The organism is Streptomyces pallidus (ex Mingjun et al. 2026), from assembly GCF_051550185.1.
Lineage (GTDB): Bacteria > Actinomycetota > Actinomycetes > Streptomycetales > Streptomycetaceae > Streptomyces.
This window is the reverse complement of the sequence record NZ_CP196181.1, coordinates 6502467-6519206: the sequence shown is the minus strand read 5'-3', so window position 1 is coordinate 6519206 and position 16740 is coordinate 6502467. Positions and strand designations below refer to the sequence as shown.

Below are 16740 nucleotides of genomic sequence, written 5' to 3'. Positions count from 1 at the left end.
GTCCGCGTCGTGTCCCGCCCGCCGCGTGACCGTGGTCCCGCAGGGCCCGGTCCTGATCGAGGGCCCGGTGGAGATCGTGCTGGAGGACGGTACGGTCGCCCGCTCGGACCGCTTCACCGTCGCGGTGTGCACCTGCCGCCGCAGCCGGAACCTGCCCTGGTGCGACACCAGCCACCGTCCGCGCCGCCGGGGCGGTGCGGCGCCGTCCGGAGACGGGGGCACGCCATGACGGGGCGGGGCCCCGCCCTCGTGCCGGGGCGCGGAGAGCTGTCACAGACCGTGGTGGACGCCCTGCGGGGCGGCCGGCCGCCCCGTTACTCCCCCGACACGGCCGCACGGGCCGACCCGTGGGGCGAGGACCTCCAGCTCGCGCTGTACCTGCTGTACGAGCTGCACTACCGGGGCTTCCACGAGGCCGCCGACGAACGGGAATGGGACCCGGACCTGCTGCGCCTGCGCCGGATCCTGGAGACCGCCATGCTCGACGCCCTGCGCGACGAACTGCGCGGCGGGCCGGACAGTGTCGCGGAGGCCTTCGGCCCCTTGCTGGTGGAGTCCGCCGGTCCGGGCGGGAGCGCCAGCCACCACCTCGAACGGCGGGGCACCCTGTGGCAGCTGCGCGAGTACGCCGCCCTGCGCTCGCTGTACCACCTGAAGGAGGCGGACCCCCACCTGTGGGTCGTCCCGCGTCTGACCGGCCGGGCCAAGGCCGCCATGGTCGCCGTCGAGTACGACGAGTTCGGGGCCGGGCGCGCCGAGGACGTCCACGCACGGCTGTTCGCCGACCTGATGGCCGACCTCGGCCTCGATCCCGCGTACGGCAGGTACCTGAAGCACGCTCCGGCACCCCTGCTCGCCACGGTCAACCTGATGTCGCTGTTCGGCCTGCACCGGTCGTTGCGCGGGGCACTGGTGGGACATTTCGCCTGCGTCGAGGTCACCTCCTCGCCGGGGTCCCGCCGACTGCTGCACGCGATGCGGCGGTGCGGTGCGGGCCCGGCCGCCGAGCGGTTCTACGCCGAGCACGTCGAGGCCGACGCCGTCCACGAGCAGGTGGTGCGCCGCGAGGTCGTCGGCGGGCTCCTCGCCGACGAGCCCCGGCTGGAGGCCGACGCGGCCTTCGGCTGCGCGGCGACGGTCCTGCTGGAGGAGCGCCTCGACGCGCACGTCACGGCGGCCTGGAAGCGGAACGAGTCCGCGCTGCGGCTCCCGCTCCCACCGCCCGCTGGTTGAGGGTGTGCGGCGCGGCCGGCGCGGTGGCCGGCGGGCCCGCTCAGGCCGGATGGCCGGGTTCCAGGTCGCGTACGTCGGCGTACCGCAGCGGTGGGACGGCGGCCCCGGCGGCCGGGCCCGCCGGCGGAGGAGGCGCGTCGACCGGTGACAGCAGGAACCCGTCGTGATCACCGCCCGCGACCACGCCCTCGACGCGTCCGGTGAACCAGTCGGACACGTCCGAGAGCACGGGGCTGCCCTCGATGCCGGGCCGCCAGCCGGTGCGGGCGAACTTGTCCACGCTGTCCCCGGTCCGGCCGCCGAAGAGCTCCGCGAGCGCCCGCTGGTCCCGGCGCAGCAGGTGCACCGTGAGGTACCGGGCACCGCTCGCGACCGCGTGGGTGTGGTTAGCGGTGGACAGCCAGACGACGAAGCGGGGCGGGGTGATCGAGCACTGCGAGGCGAACCCGACCAGGCACCCGGCCCGCCGGCCGCCGGCGGCGACCGTGACCACGTACACGGCTCCGTCCAGCGCGGCGTAGAAGGCGTCGAGGCCGGGGCCGGCTTCCGGCACGAGTGGCTCCTGGGGTTCGGCTGCGGGGACGCGGGGGTGCCCCTCCTGCATCGGCACGGGCGCGCCCCGGCTTGAGTCCGCGAACCGGTGCGGACCGGCAGTGCATAGCCGCGCCCTCCGAGGGGAGGCGCCGGGCATGGACAGAGACCGCTCCCCGAGCAATCCGGACCCCGACCCGCGGTGGACCACGGGCCTGACGCGGGGCGGCGCCGTGCCCCCGGGCGAGACGCCGCCGGCCGAGGCCGGCACCGCGACCGGTGCCGGCCCGTACCGCCCCCTGAAGAGGGGCTGGGCGGGCTGCCCCCTCGCCCTGATCGTCGCGCTCGCCCTCGTCGTCGCCCTGTTCTTCCTCGCCTACGGCATCATCCTGGCCCTGTGAACGGGTGGACGTGAACGGGTGCGCCGGCCGGCCACCGACGGGTAGGAGGAACCCGTGAGTCCCGAGGCAACCGACGCGCTGAGCGAGTACCGCCGGCGCCGCGACTTCTCCCGCACGGACGAGCCGAAGGGCGGCCCCGCGGCCGCCGACCCGGGAGGGACACCGCCTTCGTTCGTGGTACAGATCCACTACGCGACGGCCCTGCACTTCGACTTCCGGCTGGAGGTCGACGGCGTGCTGAAGTCGGGCGGTGCCGAAGGGGCCGTCGGCCGACCCGCACGACAAGCGGCTGGCCATGCCGACCGAGGACCATCCACTGGAGTACCGGGACTTCGAGGGGCTGATCGCGCCGGGCGAGTACGGCGCGGGCACCGTCGCGAACTCCGTCCGCACGCTCAGGCCCGTCCGGGGCAGGCCGTGGCGCAGCAGACGTCGAGCCGTTGCACGTTTTTTGACGACTGTGCCGGTGTGGTGTCCGTCACGGCAGGGTCTCCGGTTTCGGGTGGGCTACTGCCGCTCTGATCTCGTCGGCGGTCCTCGGGCACGGGCCTTTCGGGTCCTAGCGGGGACCTCTCGGCCCCTGAGGGGCGACTCATCCGCCTTGGAGCGTTCCGGTCGGGCTCGCGGGCACCGTTTGGGATCGGCCGGAGCGCCTCGTCGCCCGGCGCTCGGCTGCTGCGGGGTTGCCCTCTTCCCGCCCCGGTGGCCTGCGCGAGGCGGTCATCCGGTGGTTTCGAGGGTGCTGAGGGCGGCGTCGAGGCGGCGGGTGGCTTCGTCGGCGACGGGCTGGAGGGCGGGCACGCCGGTGAGGGTGACCATGACTCCGGGGTCCAGGGCCTGGACGGCGGTGCGGTCACCGTCGGTGCGGACCACGACGTTGCAGGGCAGGAGGAGGCCGATGGTGCGGTCGGCGTCCAGGGCCTGGCGGGCGAGCGGCGGGTTGCAGGCGCCGAGGATCAGGTAGTCCTCCATGTCGTGGCCGAGCTTGGCCTTCAGGGTGGCGGTGACATCGATCTCGGTGAGGATGCCGAAGCCCTGTGCGGCGAGGGCCTCGCGGACCGCGGCCACGGTCGTGGGGAAGTCGGCATCGAGGTGGACGGTCCGGTCGTAGCGCATGGCGTCATCCCTGTCCGGGGGTGCGTGACCGGGCGGCGGGTAGCCGCCGGGTGCGAGCGGGTTCACTGCACCGCCCAAAATACCCCCCGGGGTACCCGTGCTAGGCTCGAAAATATACCCCCGGGGGTAATCGTTCAGCCGAAAGGAGCATCGTGTTCTTCATCGACACCATCGAGACCGAGGGCCTCGGAAACCGCAGCTACCTGGCAGGCGGCGCGCGCACCGCAGTGGTGGTGGACCCGCCCCGCGACATCGACCGAGTCCTGGCGGCGGCTGCCGCGCGGGGGGTGCGGATATCCCAGGTAGTGGAGACCCACGTCCACAACGACTACGTCACCGGCGGTCTGGACCTGGCCCGCATCACCGGCGCCGCCTACCTCGTGCCCGCCGCCGCCCGCGTCGCCTTCGCCCGCACGCCGGTCGCGGACGGCGACACGGTGAGCGTGGACGAGGGCATCGCGTTGCGGGCGATGGCCACACCCGGCCATACCCCGCACCACACCTCCTACGTCCTGGAAGAGCAGGGGGCGGTGGCGGCGGTGTTCACCGGCGGTTCGTTGCTGATCGGCTCGGTGGGGCGCCCCGACCTGGTCGAGCCGCGGCTGACCGAACAGCTGGCCCGCGCCCAGCACGCATCCGCGCACCGGCTGGCCGCCGAGCTCCCCGATGAAACGCCGGTGCTGCCCACCCACGGGTTCGGCAGCTTCTGTTCCTCCTCGCAGTCCGAGGGCGACACGACGACCATCGGCAAGGAGAAGGCGGGCAACGACGCCCTGGTCAAGGACGTCGAGTCCTTCGTCGCCGCCCTGCTGGCGGGCCTGGAGGACGTGCCCGCCTACTACGCCCACATGGGCCCGGCCAACGCCGAAGGTCCCACCCCGGTGGACCTGACCGCACCCCCGCTGGCCGACGCCGCCGACATCGCCGAGCGCCTGGCCGCCGGGGAATGGGTGGTGGACCTGCGCAACCGGATCGCGTTCGCCGAGGGCCACGTCGCCGGCTCGTTCAACTTCGAGGCGGAGGGGAAGATCGCCACCTACCTCGCCTGGATGATTCCCTGGGGCAGGTCCGTCACCCTCCTCGCGGAGTCACCCGCCCAGCTCGCCGCGGCCCAGCGCGAACTGGTCCGCGTCGGCATCGACCGCCCGGCCGCGGCTGCCACCGGTACCGTCCGCGACTGGATACCCGACGGCCACACCCCGCGCTCCTTCCCCCGCGCCACCTTCGCCGACCTTGCCGCCCAGGACCCCGGCCCGGACGTGGTCCTCGACGTGCGCCGGGACTCCGAACGCGCCACGGGCTGGATTGAAGGCTCCGTACACATCCCCATCCACCACCTCCACCGCCGCCTGGCCGACGTACCGGCAGGGACGGTGTGGGTGCACTGCGCGGGCGGAATGCGCGCGGGCATCGCAGCCTCCCTGCTCGACGCCGCGGGCCGCGACGTCGTCGCAGTCGACGACTCCTTCGACGCGGCGGCCGACGCCGGCCTGCCCCTGGTCACCGGCACCGGCACCGGCAGCTGAACCGCAGCCACCCCCCTGCCCCTTGCCCCTGCCCCCGACAATCGGAAAGAAGACGGATGTTCCTTTTCCGTCGCGGCACCGACCGCGTCACCCCCGCCCAGGCCCGCCAGAACACCATCGACGGCGACGCCGTCCTCCTCGATGTACGCGAGCAGGGCGAGTGGAACGCCGGCCACGCCCCCGGAGCCATCCACCTCCCGCTCTCCAGGCTGGTCACCGGCGCCGCCCTGCCCTCCACCGCCGAAGGCCGGCCGCTGGTGGTGATCTGCCGCTCCGGGCACCGCTCCCAACAGGCCGCCAAACTCCTGGCCGGGCGCGGAGCCGAGGCAGTCGACGTCAAGGGCGGCATGAACGCCTGGGCGGCGGCCGGGCTGCCGGTCGTCGACGAAAGCGGAAGCAACGGCCGGATAACGTGAGCACGCTCGTACTCGCCCTCGCCGCCGGGGCCGTCATCGGCCTGGCCCTCGGGGCGCTCGGCGGCGGCGGCAGTGTCCTGGCCGTCCCCGCCCTGATCTATCTCCTCGGTTTCACACCGGCCGCCGCCACCACCGCCTCACTGATCATCGTCACCGCCACCTCCGCGACCGCCCTCTACGCCCACGCCACCTCCGGCAACGTCCGCTGGAAGACCGGCGTCCTGTTCGCGGCCGCCGGGATCGCACCGGCGATCGCCGCGGCCACCCTCGCCACCCGCCTGCCCGAAGCGGTGCTGACCGCAGCGTTCGCCGCGATAGCCGCCCTCGCCGCCCTCAGAATGCTCAAGCCACCCCATGCCGAACAGCAGCCCAGGCCCATCAGACCGGCGCGAGCCGCAGGCGCGGGCGCCGGGCTCGGCGCGGTCACCGGGCTTCTCGGCGTCGGCGGCGGCTTCCTCGCCGTCCCCGCCCTCGTAGGCGTCCTCGGACTGCGCATGCGCGCCGCGGTCGGCACCAGCCTGCTGGTCATCACCGTCAACTCCCTCGCCGCGCTCGCCGCCCGCGCCGGCACCAGCACACCCCTGGACTGGACGGTCATCGCCCCGTTCACCGGCGCCGCGATCCTCGGCGCCTGGGACGGCAAACGCCTCGCCTCCAAGATCTCCGGCCCCACCCTCCAACGGATCTTCGCGATCGCGCTCCTGACCGTCGCCGCCCTCATGCTCACCGACGCCCTCCACTGACCCTCCCCCTCCCGCGACCCGCGACGGAGCCCCGCCACCACACCCCCATCAATACCCCCCGGGGTAACACAATGCCTGCAATCGGGCATAATAGACAACTAGGAAGGATCACCTCATCATGACCGCGCCCCGCACCCTCGACACCGAACAGGCCCGCACTCACCTGCACGAGCTGATCGTCTTGGACGTCCGCACCCCCGGCGAATACGCCACCGGCCACCTCCCCGGCGCCCACAACATTCCCCTCGACTACCTGGACCGGGCCCTGCCCGACATCCGCCACGCAGCCCAGCGCGGCGACATCCTCGTCGTCTGCGCCTCCGGCGCCCGCTCCGAGAACGCCTGCCACACCCTCGCCGCCCACGGCATCACCGCCGCCACCCTCGCCGGCGGCACAGGCGCCTGGGCCGCAGACGGCCACACCCTCCACCGTCCCGACGGCGCCCGGCGCACCGCCTGGAGCATGGAACGCCAGGTCCGCCTCACCGCCGGCGTCATCGTCCTGACCGGCCTCGCCCTCGGCCGCCTGCGCCCCGCCTTCCGCCTCGCTTCCGCCGGCATCGCCGGCGGCCTGGTCTACTCCGCCGTCACCAACACCTGCGGCATGGCCGCCCTCCTCGCCAAACTTCCCCACAACCGCCCCTACCAGGGCGACCTGGAAGCCACCCTCGCCGCCCTCCGCAACCACTGACCCAGATACCCCCTGGGGTACCATGGGGTGAGAACAGACAAGGCCAGGAGGCAACCGGTGAAAGTCGACGACGACTCAGTCAGCTCAGTCCTCAACCGCCTGCGCCGCGCCCAAGGCCAACTCACCGGCGTCATCGCCATGATCGAAGCCGGACGCGACTGCAAAGACGTCGTCACCCAGCTCGCCGCCGTCTCCAAAGCCCTGGACCGCGCCGGCTTCAAAATCGTCGCCAGCGGCATGCGCCAGTGCATGAGCAACACCGATGCGAACCAGGCCCCCATGACCGAGGAAGAACTCGAAAAGCTCTTCCTCGCCCTCGCCTGACGCACCACCCCGAACGGCCCGGCCGCCACCGCGAACCGGGCCGTCCGCGTACCCGCACCGGCCATGGCGCAGTGTCGCGTCCCGCCCGCGATCTCCCGACGCGAGACCCGCCGGCCGGACTCGATACCGTGCGCACGGTGACCAGAAAACGAAGACGCATGCAGAAGACACTGATGACCGCAGGTTGTCGGCCTGGGCGTTCGCCGCTGATGCCGGGCGCCTTCGCCATCGTGGCGGCATGCGCACTTCCGGGCGGCTGGGCCGGGCTGACCGGCATCGTGATCACTGCGGTCATCCTCATCGGTTTCGCCGCCACCCGCATGTAGCGCTCACAAGCGCCGGGCCCTGTCACGCCTCGCCTGCACCGTGCCGTACGAGCAAGTCATTCGACCGCGACGTCCTCACGGGTACGGGCCCGGCCGATGTGCTGGGTGGGGGTTTGGCGCGTGGGGAAACGGTTAGGCGCCGGTCGGCGGAGGCGGCAGCCGCCGTCGAGTGCTGCGTCCACGCGGTGACGCGGCAGAGCCCGGGAGTGTGAGAGGTCATGGGCGGCGACAGCGACAGGCAGGACACGGACCGGATCCGCGGGCGGTCTCCGGCCCCGGAGCAGCTGAGGACGGGCGGCCGGCCGCGCAGCCCCGACGAGGTGGCGCACGAGCGCGGCCGTGAGGACGCGACCATGCGCGACGTCATGCACGAGCTGAGCGAGGGAGACCTGGACGACATGCGCGACGACCGCTGAGACCGGTGGTCGCGCAGCGTACGGCGTCGTCTACTGGAGGTGCACCGCCCCACCGCGTCCCGGGAGAGCCGGCATGAGGAAGATCTCCGCGCAGCTGTTCATCTCGCTCGACGGGGTGGTCGAGGCACCCGACCAATGGCACTTCCCGTACTTCGACGACGCCATGGGGGCGGCCGTCGACACCACCCTCGGCACGGCGGACACGCTGCTCCTCGGCCGCAGGACGTACGAGAGCTTCGCGGGCGCCTGGCCGGAGCGGGAGGCGGCCGGCGGGGAGGACGCGCCCTTCGCCACGCTCCTCGGCGACGCCCGCAAGATCGTCGTGACGCATCGGCCGCTACCGCCCACCTGGCGGAACGCGGAGGTCCTGGACGGTGGGCTCGTCGAGGCCGTCACCGCGCTGAAGGCCGGGACCGGCTCCACCGTGTGGATCAGCGGCTCGGTCTCGGTCGTCCGCCAGCTCCTCGCGGCGGGACTGCTGGACGAGCTGAACCTGCTGGTGCACCCGATCGCCGTCCGCTCCGGCACGCGCCTGTTCGAGGAGGGCGGCGCACCGCTGCCGCTGCGGCTGGTGTCCGGCGAGACCTTCCCCTCGGGTGTGCTGAACCTCTTCTACGCCCCCGCCGCGGAACCGGGCACGGCCGCGTACGAGGACGCCCGGGCCCATCTGCCCCGCAACGGTGACTAGTGCTCCGCGGCCCGGCCGGTCCCCGGTGACGTTTCTCCGGTGAAATCGCTCCCCCTGGAGAGTGAGTAAAGCGCTCGCCTAAGGATTTTCCCGGTTCTCCCACGAAAGTATCGGGCTTTGGTAAAGGACCGCCGTGTTGCGGCGGTCCCGCCACGTCCGTGTGCTGCTTCACCATGGCGAGGAGTAAGGCGTTGACCTACGGGAACAAGTTGCGGGAACAGATCGCCGCACCGGGAACCACCCCCCTCATCGGCGTGTACGACATGTACTCGGCGTCCATCGCGGCCCGCCACTACGACGGGATGTTCGTCTCCGGCTTCGGCTTCGCCGCGTCCTACTACGGGCTGCCGGACATCGGGTTCATCGCGTGGCCGGACATGGTCGCCTTCGTGCAGCGCCTGCGCGGCGCCTTCCCCCGGCACCACCTGCTCGTGGACATCGACGACGGCTACGCCGACCCGGAGGTGGCCTGCCACGTGGTGGAGGGGCTGGAGCGCATCGGGGCCTCCGGCGTGATCCTGGAGGACCAGCGGCGGCCCCGCCGGTGCGGGCACGCGGACGGCAAGCAGGTGCTGCCCCTCGACGAGTACCTCGACAAGCTGGAGATGGTGCTGGCCGTCCGCAGGGACATGGTCGTGGTGGCCCGCACGGACGCCACGGAAGAGGCCGACATCCTGAACCGGGCCGAGCGCCTGGCGGCCACCGGCGCCGACGTCGTCCTCGTCGACGGGGTGCGCAGCGTCGAGTGGATCCGACGGATCCGCGAGGTGGTCGGCAGCAAGCCGCTGCTGTTCAACCAGCTCGCGGGCGGGAAATCGCCCCGGCTCTCGCTCGGCGAGCTGGCCGCCCTCGGGGTGGACGTGGCCATCTACAGCACGCCGTGCCTGTTCGCGGCGCACGAGGCGATGGACTCGGCGCTGCGCGACCTGCGGCGCGACGACGGGCGGCTGCCCCTGGTGACCGCCGACGACGGGATCGGGGTGGCCGCCGCGACCCGGCTCCTGGAGGACAACGTCGCCCGCCTGCGCCCGGTACCCGAGCGGGTGGGGGTGTGAGCCGGCGGGGCGCTCGGCTGCGCGCGGCGGCCCCGCCGCTGCTCGCGGCGGCCCTGCTCGGTGCGGCGGCGGCGCCCGCGGCGGCCGGCGGAAGTCTGATCACGGTGGTCGACAACTCCCATGCCGATTCGGTCCTCGAGGTCGACCGGACCGCCAACGTGCAGTACCGCAGCCGTGGCACGGCGGGCAGCGATCACGACGGCAGCGCCGTCGAGGCCGTGCAGGCCCTGCTCGGCGCCCTCGGCCCCACGCCGCGGGCCTGACGGACGCGGCCGCCGACGCGAAGCCTCGCGGGGGCCCGGCCCCGGGTCCCCCGAGCACGCCGGCACCGACACCGACCACCGACACCGACGGTGACGGTGTCCGCGGCTGGCAGGGCGGCCGGGAAAGGGCGGCCCGTTCGTGGGGGGTGATCTCCGCCGGGGCTCCGGGTGCCGCCAACTGCGGTCGCGCGCGGGTGTGTTCGTACGGTCACGCGGTCGTGTCCGGCGCGCCCGACCTGCGCGGCGGACGGTGAAGATGCGTACAAGACGTCGCCAATACCCACGAAAACGGGCCAGGCGGACATGGCCACGCTCCGTGTTCACCATCCGATACGGGCGCGTTCACCCTGACATCTATTGCCTTGATGGCAATCGGTGTTCGCTCAGCGGAGGCTCAGATCCGGATAACGATCGAGTCACCGAGGGAGGGTCTTTCGGCCTGGTCACAGGCGAATGCCCGTTATGCCGGTGATGTACGCCACGGCCCGTCGTCGCCAACCGTGGTACACCTTCACGACCGCCTGCCGGACACCACCCACGTCCGAGCAGAGGCGCTGGAGCCGGCCACCGCCGGCAGCAACTCCATCAGCATCCGGGGGATCGGAACCCGGTTCGCAGCCGTGCGCGGCGCGGACCGGCATGGAGCGGAAAGGCGCACCACAGCATGACCTCGACGCAGGTCGAACAGCACAACGGCGACAACACGGCCGCGGGCAACACGCCCGAGGAGGGCTACGAGCGCGGGCTCGGCAGCCGCCAGGTCCAGATGATCGCCATCGGCGGCGCCATCGGCGTCGGCCTCTTCCTGGGCGCGGGCGCGAACATCGCGAAGGCCGGGCCCAGCCTCATCCTGATGTACGCCCTCGCCGGCGTGATCGTCTTCTTCATCATGCGGGCACTCGGCGAGCTGCTCCTGTACCGGCCCGTTTCGGGTTCCTTCGCGGAATACGCCCGCGAGTTCCTCGGTCCGTTCTTCGGTTTCGTGACCGGTTGGACGTACTGGCTCATGTGGGTGGTCACCGGCATGGCCGAGCTGACCGCCGCGGCGATCTACGTGCACTTCTGGTTCCCGGACATCCCGCAGTGGGTGACGGCCCTGGTGTTCCTGGTGGTCCTCTACGTCGCCAACCTCATCTCGGTGAAGATCTTCGGCGAGATCGAGTTCTGGTTCTCGATGGTCAAGGTCACCGCCCTCATCGGCATGATCGTGATCGGTATCGGCGTCGTGACCTTCGGGTTCAGCGCCGCCGGTGACACCGCCGCCGTGTCCAACCTCTGGGCCTTCGACGGCATCTTCCCGAAGGGTGTCGGCTCCAGCCTCATGACCCTGCAGGGCGTCATGTTCGCGTACCTGGCCGTCGAGCTCGTCGGCGTCACCGCGGGCGAGTCCGAGAACCCGGAGAAGACCCTCCCCAAGGCGATCAACACCCTGCCGTGGCGCATCATCGTCTTCTACGTCGGTGCCCTCAGCGTGATCCTGATGGTCGTCAAGTGGACCGAGTTCCAGCCGGGCGTCAGCCCCTTCGTCGCGGCCTTCGCCAAGATCGGCATCCCGGCCGGTGCGGCCATCGTCAACTTCGTGGTCCTCACCGCGGCCCTGTCGTCCTGCAACTCCGGCATGTACTCCACCGGACGCATGCTGCGCGACCTCGCCGCCAACGCCGAGGCCCCCAAGGTGCTCGGCAAGCTGAGCTCCACCAAGACCCCGGCGATCGCCATCACCCTCTCCGTCGCCCTCATGGGCATCGGCGTCGTCCTCAACTACGTCGTCCCGGAGAAGGCCTTCGGCTACGTCACCTCGGTCGCGACCGCGGCCGGTATCTGGACCTGGCTGATGATCCTCGTCAGCCACATCCGCTACCGCCGTGCGGTGGACGCCGGCAAGCTGCCCGCCTCCTCCTTCCCGGCCCCCGGCGGCACGGTGTGCAGCTGGATCGCCGTCGCGTTCCTGCTGCTCGTCACCGCGATGATCGCCATCGACCCCGACAGCCGCGTCTCCCTGTACGTGGGTGCCGGCTGGGCGGTCTGCCTGGCGATCGGCTGGGCCGTGCTGAAGTCCCGCAACCCGCAGATCGCGGCGCGGGCCGCGGCCGCGGACAGCGCCCCGAAGACCGCGAACCGGTCCTGACCCACCCTTGAGCGGGTCCTCCCCCGCCCGCTCCCCACGGGGGCGTACCCGCCGGACCGGCGGGTACGCCCCCGTCGGCGTGTGCGCCGCGGAGCGGCGGCGCCGCCCGTGGCCGGCGCGCAACCCGGTGCCCGGCCGCTGCGTCCCTCTGTACAGGACGCGGCCACCGACCCGACGACGCGTACGGCCCCACGGAAGCAGGACATGGTGATGAGCGAAAAGGCCCGCAGGCTCTTCGACGCCCTCGACCTCGACCAGGACGGCACGCTGACGCGTGTCGAGGTCATCGGGGCGCTCCGGGCCAAGGGCCCGACCCTCGCCGCCCAGGGAGTCATCCCCTTCTGGGGAGTGGGGGACGACGCCGAGTCCTCCGCCCTCTTCGACGCGGCCGACCAGAACGGCGACCGCGTCCTGACCTTCGAGGAGTTCTCCGCCGTGGTGGACCGCCGCTTCGGCTGGTGACCGGCCCCGCCGCCGCCCGCCCCCCTGACCGGACCCCGCCCGCCGCCGACCGGTCCCGTCGCGGCCGGCGAGCGGGAGGCACCGACCGCAGCGGACGGGCCCGGCGCCCTGCTCCGGCTGGTGACCGTGCGGCGGGCCGGTCTGGCGCTGCCGGTCGCGGCCCGGCGCGCCGTGGACCGAGCAGGGCCGTGCAGACACCGGGCTCGTCCGCCGGCCACGGCCCGAGCGCCCCAGCAGGAACGGCCGGAGCGTCGGGAACGCCGTCGCGTAGGTGAGCGGAGCCGCCAGCGGGCGGCGCTCCGGCGGGTCGCCGGCCGCACGCGTCGCCGCGCCCGGGGCAGGGGCCTGCTCCACGCCTTTCCTCCTTCGTACCGTCTCCGCACCGTTTCAGCGGCCCGTGGCCGTGGGACAGAAGTCGGAAGCGGCAACTCTCGGGTTCCCGAGGGGACTTATGGCGTACGACACAGTCGCGAGAACGCATTGACAGCCGCCGGATCTGCCCCCACCGACCTGTGTCCGCCGGCTCCGGGAGTGCGAGGATGAGCCCGTCATGACGTCTGGCCGATGGTGTCGAGCAGTACGGGCCGCGGTGTTCGCGGCCACCTGTGTGCTGCTCGCGGCCGTCGGCCACACCCTCATGTCAAGCGCCGGTGTGCCGGGTGGGGCACTGGCGGCGGCGTTCGCGACGACGGGCGGCGCGGCCTGGGCCCTGGCGGGCCGGGAGCGGCGCCTGTCCGCGGTGACGGCGGCCGCCGTAGCCGTCCAGGCCGTGCTGCACGCGCTGTTCTCGCTGGCCGAGACCGGCCGGGCAGGGTCCCGCCCCCCGCTTCCGCCCGGACACCACCCGCCGACGGCGGCCGGTACCGGCCTCCACGCCGGTCACGGCACGCCGTGCGAACACGGGACGACGGCCGCAGCCACCGGCATGGACGCCCTGGCCGGAGACCCCGGCATGGACGGCATGACCGGCACGGCCGGCGCCCACACCATGGCCGACATGTCGGCGAGCGGCATGCTCGCGGCCCACCTGCTGGCCGCGCTGCTGAGCGGCCTGTGGCTCGCGTACGGCGAGCAGGCCGCGTTCCGCATCCTCCGGGCGCTCGCCGGCTGGTTCCTCGCACCGCTGGGGCTGCTGCCCCGCATGCCCGCCGTCCTCCCCCACCGGCCCCGCATCCGCTCGCGGCGGCCGCACCACGGCGCCACGCTCCGCGGGTTGCTGCTCGCCCACGCGTTCGGCACCCGGGGTCCGCCGTCCGGGATCGCTGTCGTCTGACAGCCGGCTCACCCGAGGGCGCGGGAGACCCCCCGCGCTTCGGGTCTCGGCCCTGCCGTCCCGCAGCGGCCGTACGACGCACCGGCCCCTGCGCGCCGATCGCCACCACCGCGCCGATCGCGCCGGGCCGGATCCCGACACCCCGTGAAGGACACGTGGCGATGACCCCTGCCCTCAGCCTGCCCACCACGCGCACCACGCTCAGCACTCTCAACACACCCGACACCCCTACTGCTCCCAGCCACACCACGCACCCCACACACCACACGCACCCCGTGCACTCCTCCCGCAGCACCGACACCACGTGCACCGCGTGTACCGAGGAACGGGTGACGCGGTTCGCGCTCGCCGCGCGGGGCGGCGACCCCCGCGCCGTGGACGCATTCATCCGGGCCCTGCACCGGGACGTCTGGCGCTACGTGGCCTACCTGAGCGCCGACCGGCAGGCCGCCGACGACCTCACGCAGGAGACGTTCCTGCGCGCCCTCGGCAGCCTGCACCGGTTCGAGGGCCGCTCCTCCGCCCGCACCTGGCTGCTCTCCATCGCCCGGCGCACCGTCGCGGACAGCCTCCGGTACGCCGCCGCCCGGCCCAAGGTGTCCGACCGCGACGACTGGCAGGCCGCCGCCGAGCAGTGCCAGCCCCGCGGGGTGCCGGGCTTCGAGGACGGCATAGCGCTCGCCGAGCTGCTGGCGGCGATCCCGGACGAGCGCCGGGAGGCGTTCGTCCTCACCCAGTTGCTGGGGCTGCCGTACGCCGATGCCGCGAAGGCCATCGGCTGCCCGGTCGGCACGGTCCGCTCCCGGGTGGCCCGGGCGCGGACCTCGTTGAACGAGCTACTGGCCCTGTCGGTGTAGCGCGGCGGGGCCGGGCCGACGACCGGCCCGGCCCCGCCCGCCCCTGGGTCCCCGCCCCGGCCGGGGCGGGCCGGGGCGGGGCGGGGACCCGCTGTCGGCTTCAGCCGAGCCGGAGCACGACGGAGGCGGCCTCCCGGGCGCCGGCCGCGGCCGACGCCCGGGCGCTCCTCCCGTCCGGTGCCCGGCACTGCACGGTGTAGACGCCCTCGGCCGACACCCCGAAGGAGAACCGGCCGTCGGCGCCGGTCAGGGCGGCGACATCGGGGAAGGGGCCGGGCCCGCCCGTCAGGTACACGGACACGCCCGGCGACGGACTGCCGTCCGTGTCGACCACCACGCCGCCGATCAGGTGTGTGCGGGCGCTGCCGGTCACGCCTTCCACTGCACCAGGTTGTTGAAGACGGAACGGGTGATCCGGGTGCCGGAGTTGGTGGTCACACCGCCGTAGGCGTGCACCGCGATGCCGTACCGGCCGCCGTTGTGGATGCGGTAGACCGCGCTGCCGCTCTGGCCGCCCGCGGTGTCGATGTCGTAGAAGACCTTCAGCGGGTTCACCGAGCTGACGCCGCGCCCGTCGTACCACTGGGTCCCCGGCGGCTTGTCCCCCGGGTAACCGGAGATGTTGACGGAGGTCTTGAGCAGGTCGGCGTCCGGCCAGGCGCCGAAGCCGAACCAGCCGGTGGTGGCACCGAGTTCGGTGGGGATGATGACGGCGCCGTAGTCGAAGTTCTCGTCGCCGCTGTCGGTCCAGCCGGTGACGGTGCGGAAGCTGGTGCTCGTGACCGCGCCGAAGGGCAGGGTCGAGCCGTTGCGGCCGGGCATGACCTGGATGCTCTTCACCCAGCCGTCGCGGCCGGGGACACCGCTGTTCTTGATGAACACGACGTGCCCGGCGGTCGCCAGGGTGTGCGGGCCTATGAACCAGCCCGTCCCGATCCACTGCGAGTTGTCGGCGGCGGTGATCAGCAGGGACGCGTGCGCCCGCCAGGGGTAGTTCGAGGTGTCCGCGATCTGCACGCGGTCGTCGGGGCCGTGCACGGTCTCCAGCATCTCCGGTGGCCCGAACGAGGCCACGCCGATGTCGGGCAGAACGGCGGCCGGCGCCCGCCAGGTCTCGGGCGGCACGGACTCGAGCACACTGCGGGAGTGGCCGTTCACCTGTTCCAGCCCGTCGGAGGTGAAGGGCGTGGGGCTGCCCTGCACGCCTTCCGACGGGCCTTCGAAGACGGGCTGTTCCGGAACGGCCGTGGCCAGTTCCTCGGGCTGGTTGGAGACGGGCGTGTGCGGATCGTTGGCCATGGTGGGCTCCCTCGGTGGGCACGCCCGGGGCGTGCGTGGAGGTGGGGCTTCGGGGATAGGGGCTACGGGGCTGCCCACGACCGATGCACCTCAGGGACGTCCTGGCTCGGAACGCCCGTGCACCGTCCGGGCACGCCCCCCACGACCATGTAAAGCCGACCCGGGGGTGATCGCCACGCGGCCGCCGCGGCAGGCCGCCGGCCCGGTCAGCGCTCCGACAGCTCCGACGGGGCCTCCTGGACCACCCACCCGTTGCCGTCCGGATCCGGGAAGGTGACGAACGAGTTCCACGTCCCGCCCTGCCCGTCCTCCCAGCCCGTGTTGCCGACGTGGCGGACCGGCGAGACGTCCACGCCCCGGCCGACGAGTTCGGCACGGGCCGCCTCGATGTCGGTGACGCACAGCTGGACGCCGTGCAGGGTGCCCGGGGCCATCTCCCGCGTGCCGGGGGCCGCGGGCAGCCCCTGCTGCAGGGCGACGGAGCAGCGGGAGCCGGGCGGGGTCAGCTGGATGACGCGCAGGCCAGGGGCGACCTCGGTGTCGACGTCGACCGTGAAGCCCACCCGTTCGGCGTAGAAGGCCTTCGCCCGGTCCAGATCCGTCACGGGGACGACGACGATTTCGAGAGTCCAGTTCACGGCGACTCGCTCCTCCACGGGGACCGGCGGATCCGGTCGGTCCACGGTGGCGCACGAGCACGCCCCGGCGCACCACGCAACGCCCGAACACCCGGTGCGCGGCGATCCGGTTCCGGTGACGGCTTCGCGCCTGTTTCCTGCCGGGTGGATACTTTCTCGCCATATCGCGGTCGGCCTTTGCCTTCCGCCGGCCGCCCGTGGTTAGGATTACGGCATGGTCACGGCCCGGTCGTCATGCGGTGTGCCGCGGATCCGGTGGTACCGGATGACGTCGGCCCCTTACTGGCTGGCCCTGCTTTTCCTCGGATTCCTTTGCGTACACGGCAGCAGTGACGCAATGGTCGTGCACCCTTC

Annotated in this window: 22 protein-coding genes and 1 pseudogene; 18 read left to right on the top strand and 5 right to left on the bottom strand. The window is 72.8% G+C overall.

The annotated features are described in order from the left end of the window. The first annotated feature begins 25 nt into the window (after positions 1 to 25). Entirely contained in the window at positions 26 to 229 is a 204-nt protein-coding gene (locus ACSHWO_RS29070) for a CDGSH iron-sulfur domain-containing protein (protein WP_438316373.1), read from the top strand. Further along, positions 226 to 1233 carry an iron-containing redox enzyme family protein gene (locus ACSHWO_RS29065; RefSeq protein ID WP_361098268.1) on the top strand — a complete coding sequence of 336 codons (1008 nt, stop codon included), beginning with the start codon at positions 226 to 228 and terminating at the stop codon, positions 1231 to 1233. Before ACSHWO_RS29070 ends, ACSHWO_RS29065 begins: the two co-directional genes overlap by 4 nt. Before the next feature lie 40 nt (positions 1234 to 1273). On the opposite strand, the gene ACSHWO_RS29060 is transcribed toward ACSHWO_RS29065, so the two are convergent. Next, the gene (locus tag ACSHWO_RS29060) at positions 1274 to 1786 is read right to left on the bottom strand and encodes a flavin reductase family protein (RefSeq protein WP_438316368.1); all 513 of its coding nucleotides are present in this window, start codon (positions 1784 to 1786) and stop codon (positions 1274 to 1276) included. A 136-nt stretch (positions 1787 to 1922) separates the two neighbouring features. Here ACSHWO_RS29060 and ACSHWO_RS29055 point away from each other — a divergent pair, with 136 nt between their 5' ends. Then, positions 1923 to 2165: a DUF6480 family protein gene (locus ACSHWO_RS29055; RefSeq protein WP_438316365.1), complete on the top strand. Its 243-nt coding sequence runs from the start codon at positions 1923 to 1925 to the stop codon at positions 2163 to 2165. Positions 2166 to 2219: 54 nt separating this feature from the next. Next, positions 2220 to 2541, top strand: a pseudogene (locus tag ACSHWO_RS29050) (DNA polymerase ligase N-terminal domain-containing protein); the annotation flags it as partial. Positions 2542 to 2885: 344 nt separating this feature from the next. Here ACSHWO_RS29050 and ACSHWO_RS29045 read toward each other — a convergent pair. Continuing rightward, positions 2886 to 3281: a DUF302 domain-containing protein gene (locus ACSHWO_RS29045; RefSeq protein ID WP_438316362.1), complete on the bottom strand. Its 396-nt coding sequence runs from the start codon at positions 3279 to 3281 to the stop codon at positions 2886 to 2888. A gap of 152 nt (positions 3282 to 3433) precedes the next feature. Here ACSHWO_RS29045 and ACSHWO_RS29040 point away from each other — a divergent pair, with 152 nt between their 5' ends. The 14 genes from ACSHWO_RS29040 (at position 3434) to ACSHWO_RS28975 (ending at position 14449) form a co-directional block, all read left to right on the top strand. Continuing rightward, positions 3434 to 4807 carry a rhodanese-like domain-containing protein gene (locus ACSHWO_RS29040; RefSeq protein ID WP_438316359.1) on the top strand — a complete coding sequence of 458 codons (1374 nt, stop codon included), beginning with the start codon at positions 3434 to 3436 and terminating at the stop codon, positions 4805 to 4807. 56 nt (positions 4808 to 4863) lie between these two features. Next, positions 4864 to 5223 (top strand): rhodanese-like domain-containing protein, encoded by a 360-nt coding sequence (locus ACSHWO_RS29035; RefSeq protein WP_438316356.1) that lies wholly within the window; start codon positions 4864 to 4866, stop codon positions 5221 to 5223. Further along, positions 5220 to 5966 (top strand): sulfite exporter TauE/SafE family protein, encoded by a 747-nt coding sequence (locus ACSHWO_RS29030; protein ID WP_438316353.1) that lies wholly within the window; start codon positions 5220 to 5222, stop codon positions 5964 to 5966. The genes ACSHWO_RS29035 and ACSHWO_RS29030 overlap by 4 nt, the downstream gene beginning before the upstream one ends. A gap of 118 nt (positions 5967 to 6084) precedes the next feature. Beyond that, complete coding sequence (locus ACSHWO_RS29025; protein ID WP_438316350.1) at positions 6085 to 6657, top strand: rhodanese-like domain-containing protein; 573 nt, start codon at positions 6085 to 6087, stop codon at positions 6655 to 6657. A gap of 57 nt (positions 6658 to 6714) precedes the next feature. Then, a complete protein-coding gene (locus tag ACSHWO_RS29020) occupies positions 6715 to 6981 on the top strand; it encodes a metal-sensitive transcriptional regulator (protein ID WP_438316347.1) in 267 nt (88 codons plus the stop codon). Positions 6982 to 7139: 158 nt separating this feature from the next. Then, complete coding sequence (locus ACSHWO_RS29015; protein WP_438316344.1) at positions 7140 to 7307, top strand: hypothetical protein; 168 nt, start codon at positions 7140 to 7142, stop codon at positions 7305 to 7307. A gap of 218 nt (positions 7308 to 7525) precedes the next feature. Then, positions 7526 to 7723, top strand: coding sequence for a hypothetical protein (locus ACSHWO_RS29010; RefSeq protein ID WP_385817878.1), 198 nt, complete (start codon positions 7526 to 7528; stop codon positions 7721 to 7723). Between the two features lie 73 nt (positions 7724 to 7796). Next, complete coding sequence (locus ACSHWO_RS29005; protein ID WP_438316341.1) at positions 7797 to 8411, top strand: dihydrofolate reductase family protein; 615 nt, start codon at positions 7797 to 7799, stop codon at positions 8409 to 8411. A 191-nt stretch (positions 8412 to 8602) separates the two neighbouring features. Continuing rightward, complete coding sequence (locus tag ACSHWO_RS29000; RefSeq protein ID WP_385817901.1) at positions 8603 to 9466, top strand: isocitrate lyase/PEP mutase family protein; 864 nt, start codon at positions 8603 to 8605, stop codon at positions 9464 to 9466. Beyond that, the gene (locus ACSHWO_RS28995) at positions 9463 to 9729 is read left to right on the top strand and encodes a hypothetical protein (RefSeq protein ID WP_438316337.1); all 267 of its coding nucleotides are present in this window, start codon (positions 9463 to 9465) and stop codon (positions 9727 to 9729) included. Before ACSHWO_RS29000 ends, ACSHWO_RS28995 begins: the two co-directional genes overlap by 4 nt. Before the next feature lie 664 nt (positions 9730 to 10393). Continuing rightward, a complete protein-coding gene (locus ACSHWO_RS28990; protein ID WP_438316334.1) occupies positions 10394 to 11857 on the top strand; it encodes an amino acid permease in 1464 nt (487 codons plus the stop codon). A 210-nt stretch (positions 11858 to 12067) separates the two neighbouring features. Beyond that, positions 12068 to 12319: an EF-hand domain-containing protein gene (locus ACSHWO_RS28985; protein ID WP_361098307.1), complete on the top strand. Its 252-nt coding sequence runs from the start codon at positions 12068 to 12070 to the stop codon at positions 12317 to 12319. A 550-nt stretch (positions 12320 to 12869) separates the two neighbouring features. Further along, positions 12870 to 13592: a hypothetical protein gene (locus tag ACSHWO_RS28980; protein WP_361098292.1), complete on the top strand. Its 723-nt coding sequence runs from the start codon at positions 12870 to 12872 to the stop codon at positions 13590 to 13592. Between the two features lie 161 nt (positions 13593 to 13753). Beyond that, positions 13754 to 14449 (top strand): sigma-70 family RNA polymerase sigma factor, encoded by a 696-nt coding sequence (locus ACSHWO_RS28975; protein WP_385817955.1) that lies wholly within the window; start codon positions 13754 to 13756, stop codon positions 14447 to 14449. Between the two features lie 100 nt (positions 14450 to 14549). On the opposite strand, the gene ACSHWO_RS28970 is transcribed toward ACSHWO_RS28975, so the two are convergent. The 3 genes from ACSHWO_RS28970 to ACSHWO_RS28960 form a co-directional block, all read right to left on the bottom strand. Beyond that, complete coding sequence (locus ACSHWO_RS28970; RefSeq protein ID WP_385849953.1) at positions 14550 to 14822, bottom strand: carboxypeptidase-like regulatory domain-containing protein; 273 nt, start codon at positions 14820 to 14822, stop codon at positions 14550 to 14552. Beyond that, entirely contained in the window at positions 14819 to 15748 is a 930-nt protein-coding gene (locus tag ACSHWO_RS28965; RefSeq protein ID WP_438316329.1) for a trypsin-like serine peptidase, read from the bottom strand. The genes ACSHWO_RS28970 and ACSHWO_RS28965 overlap by 4 nt, the downstream gene beginning before the upstream one ends. Positions 15749 to 15954: 206 nt before the next feature. Next, positions 15955 to 16386, bottom strand: coding sequence for a VOC family protein (locus ACSHWO_RS28960; RefSeq protein ID WP_438316326.1), 432 nt, complete (start codon positions 16384 to 16386; stop codon positions 15955 to 15957). Positions 16387 to 16740 lie beyond the last annotated feature (354 nt).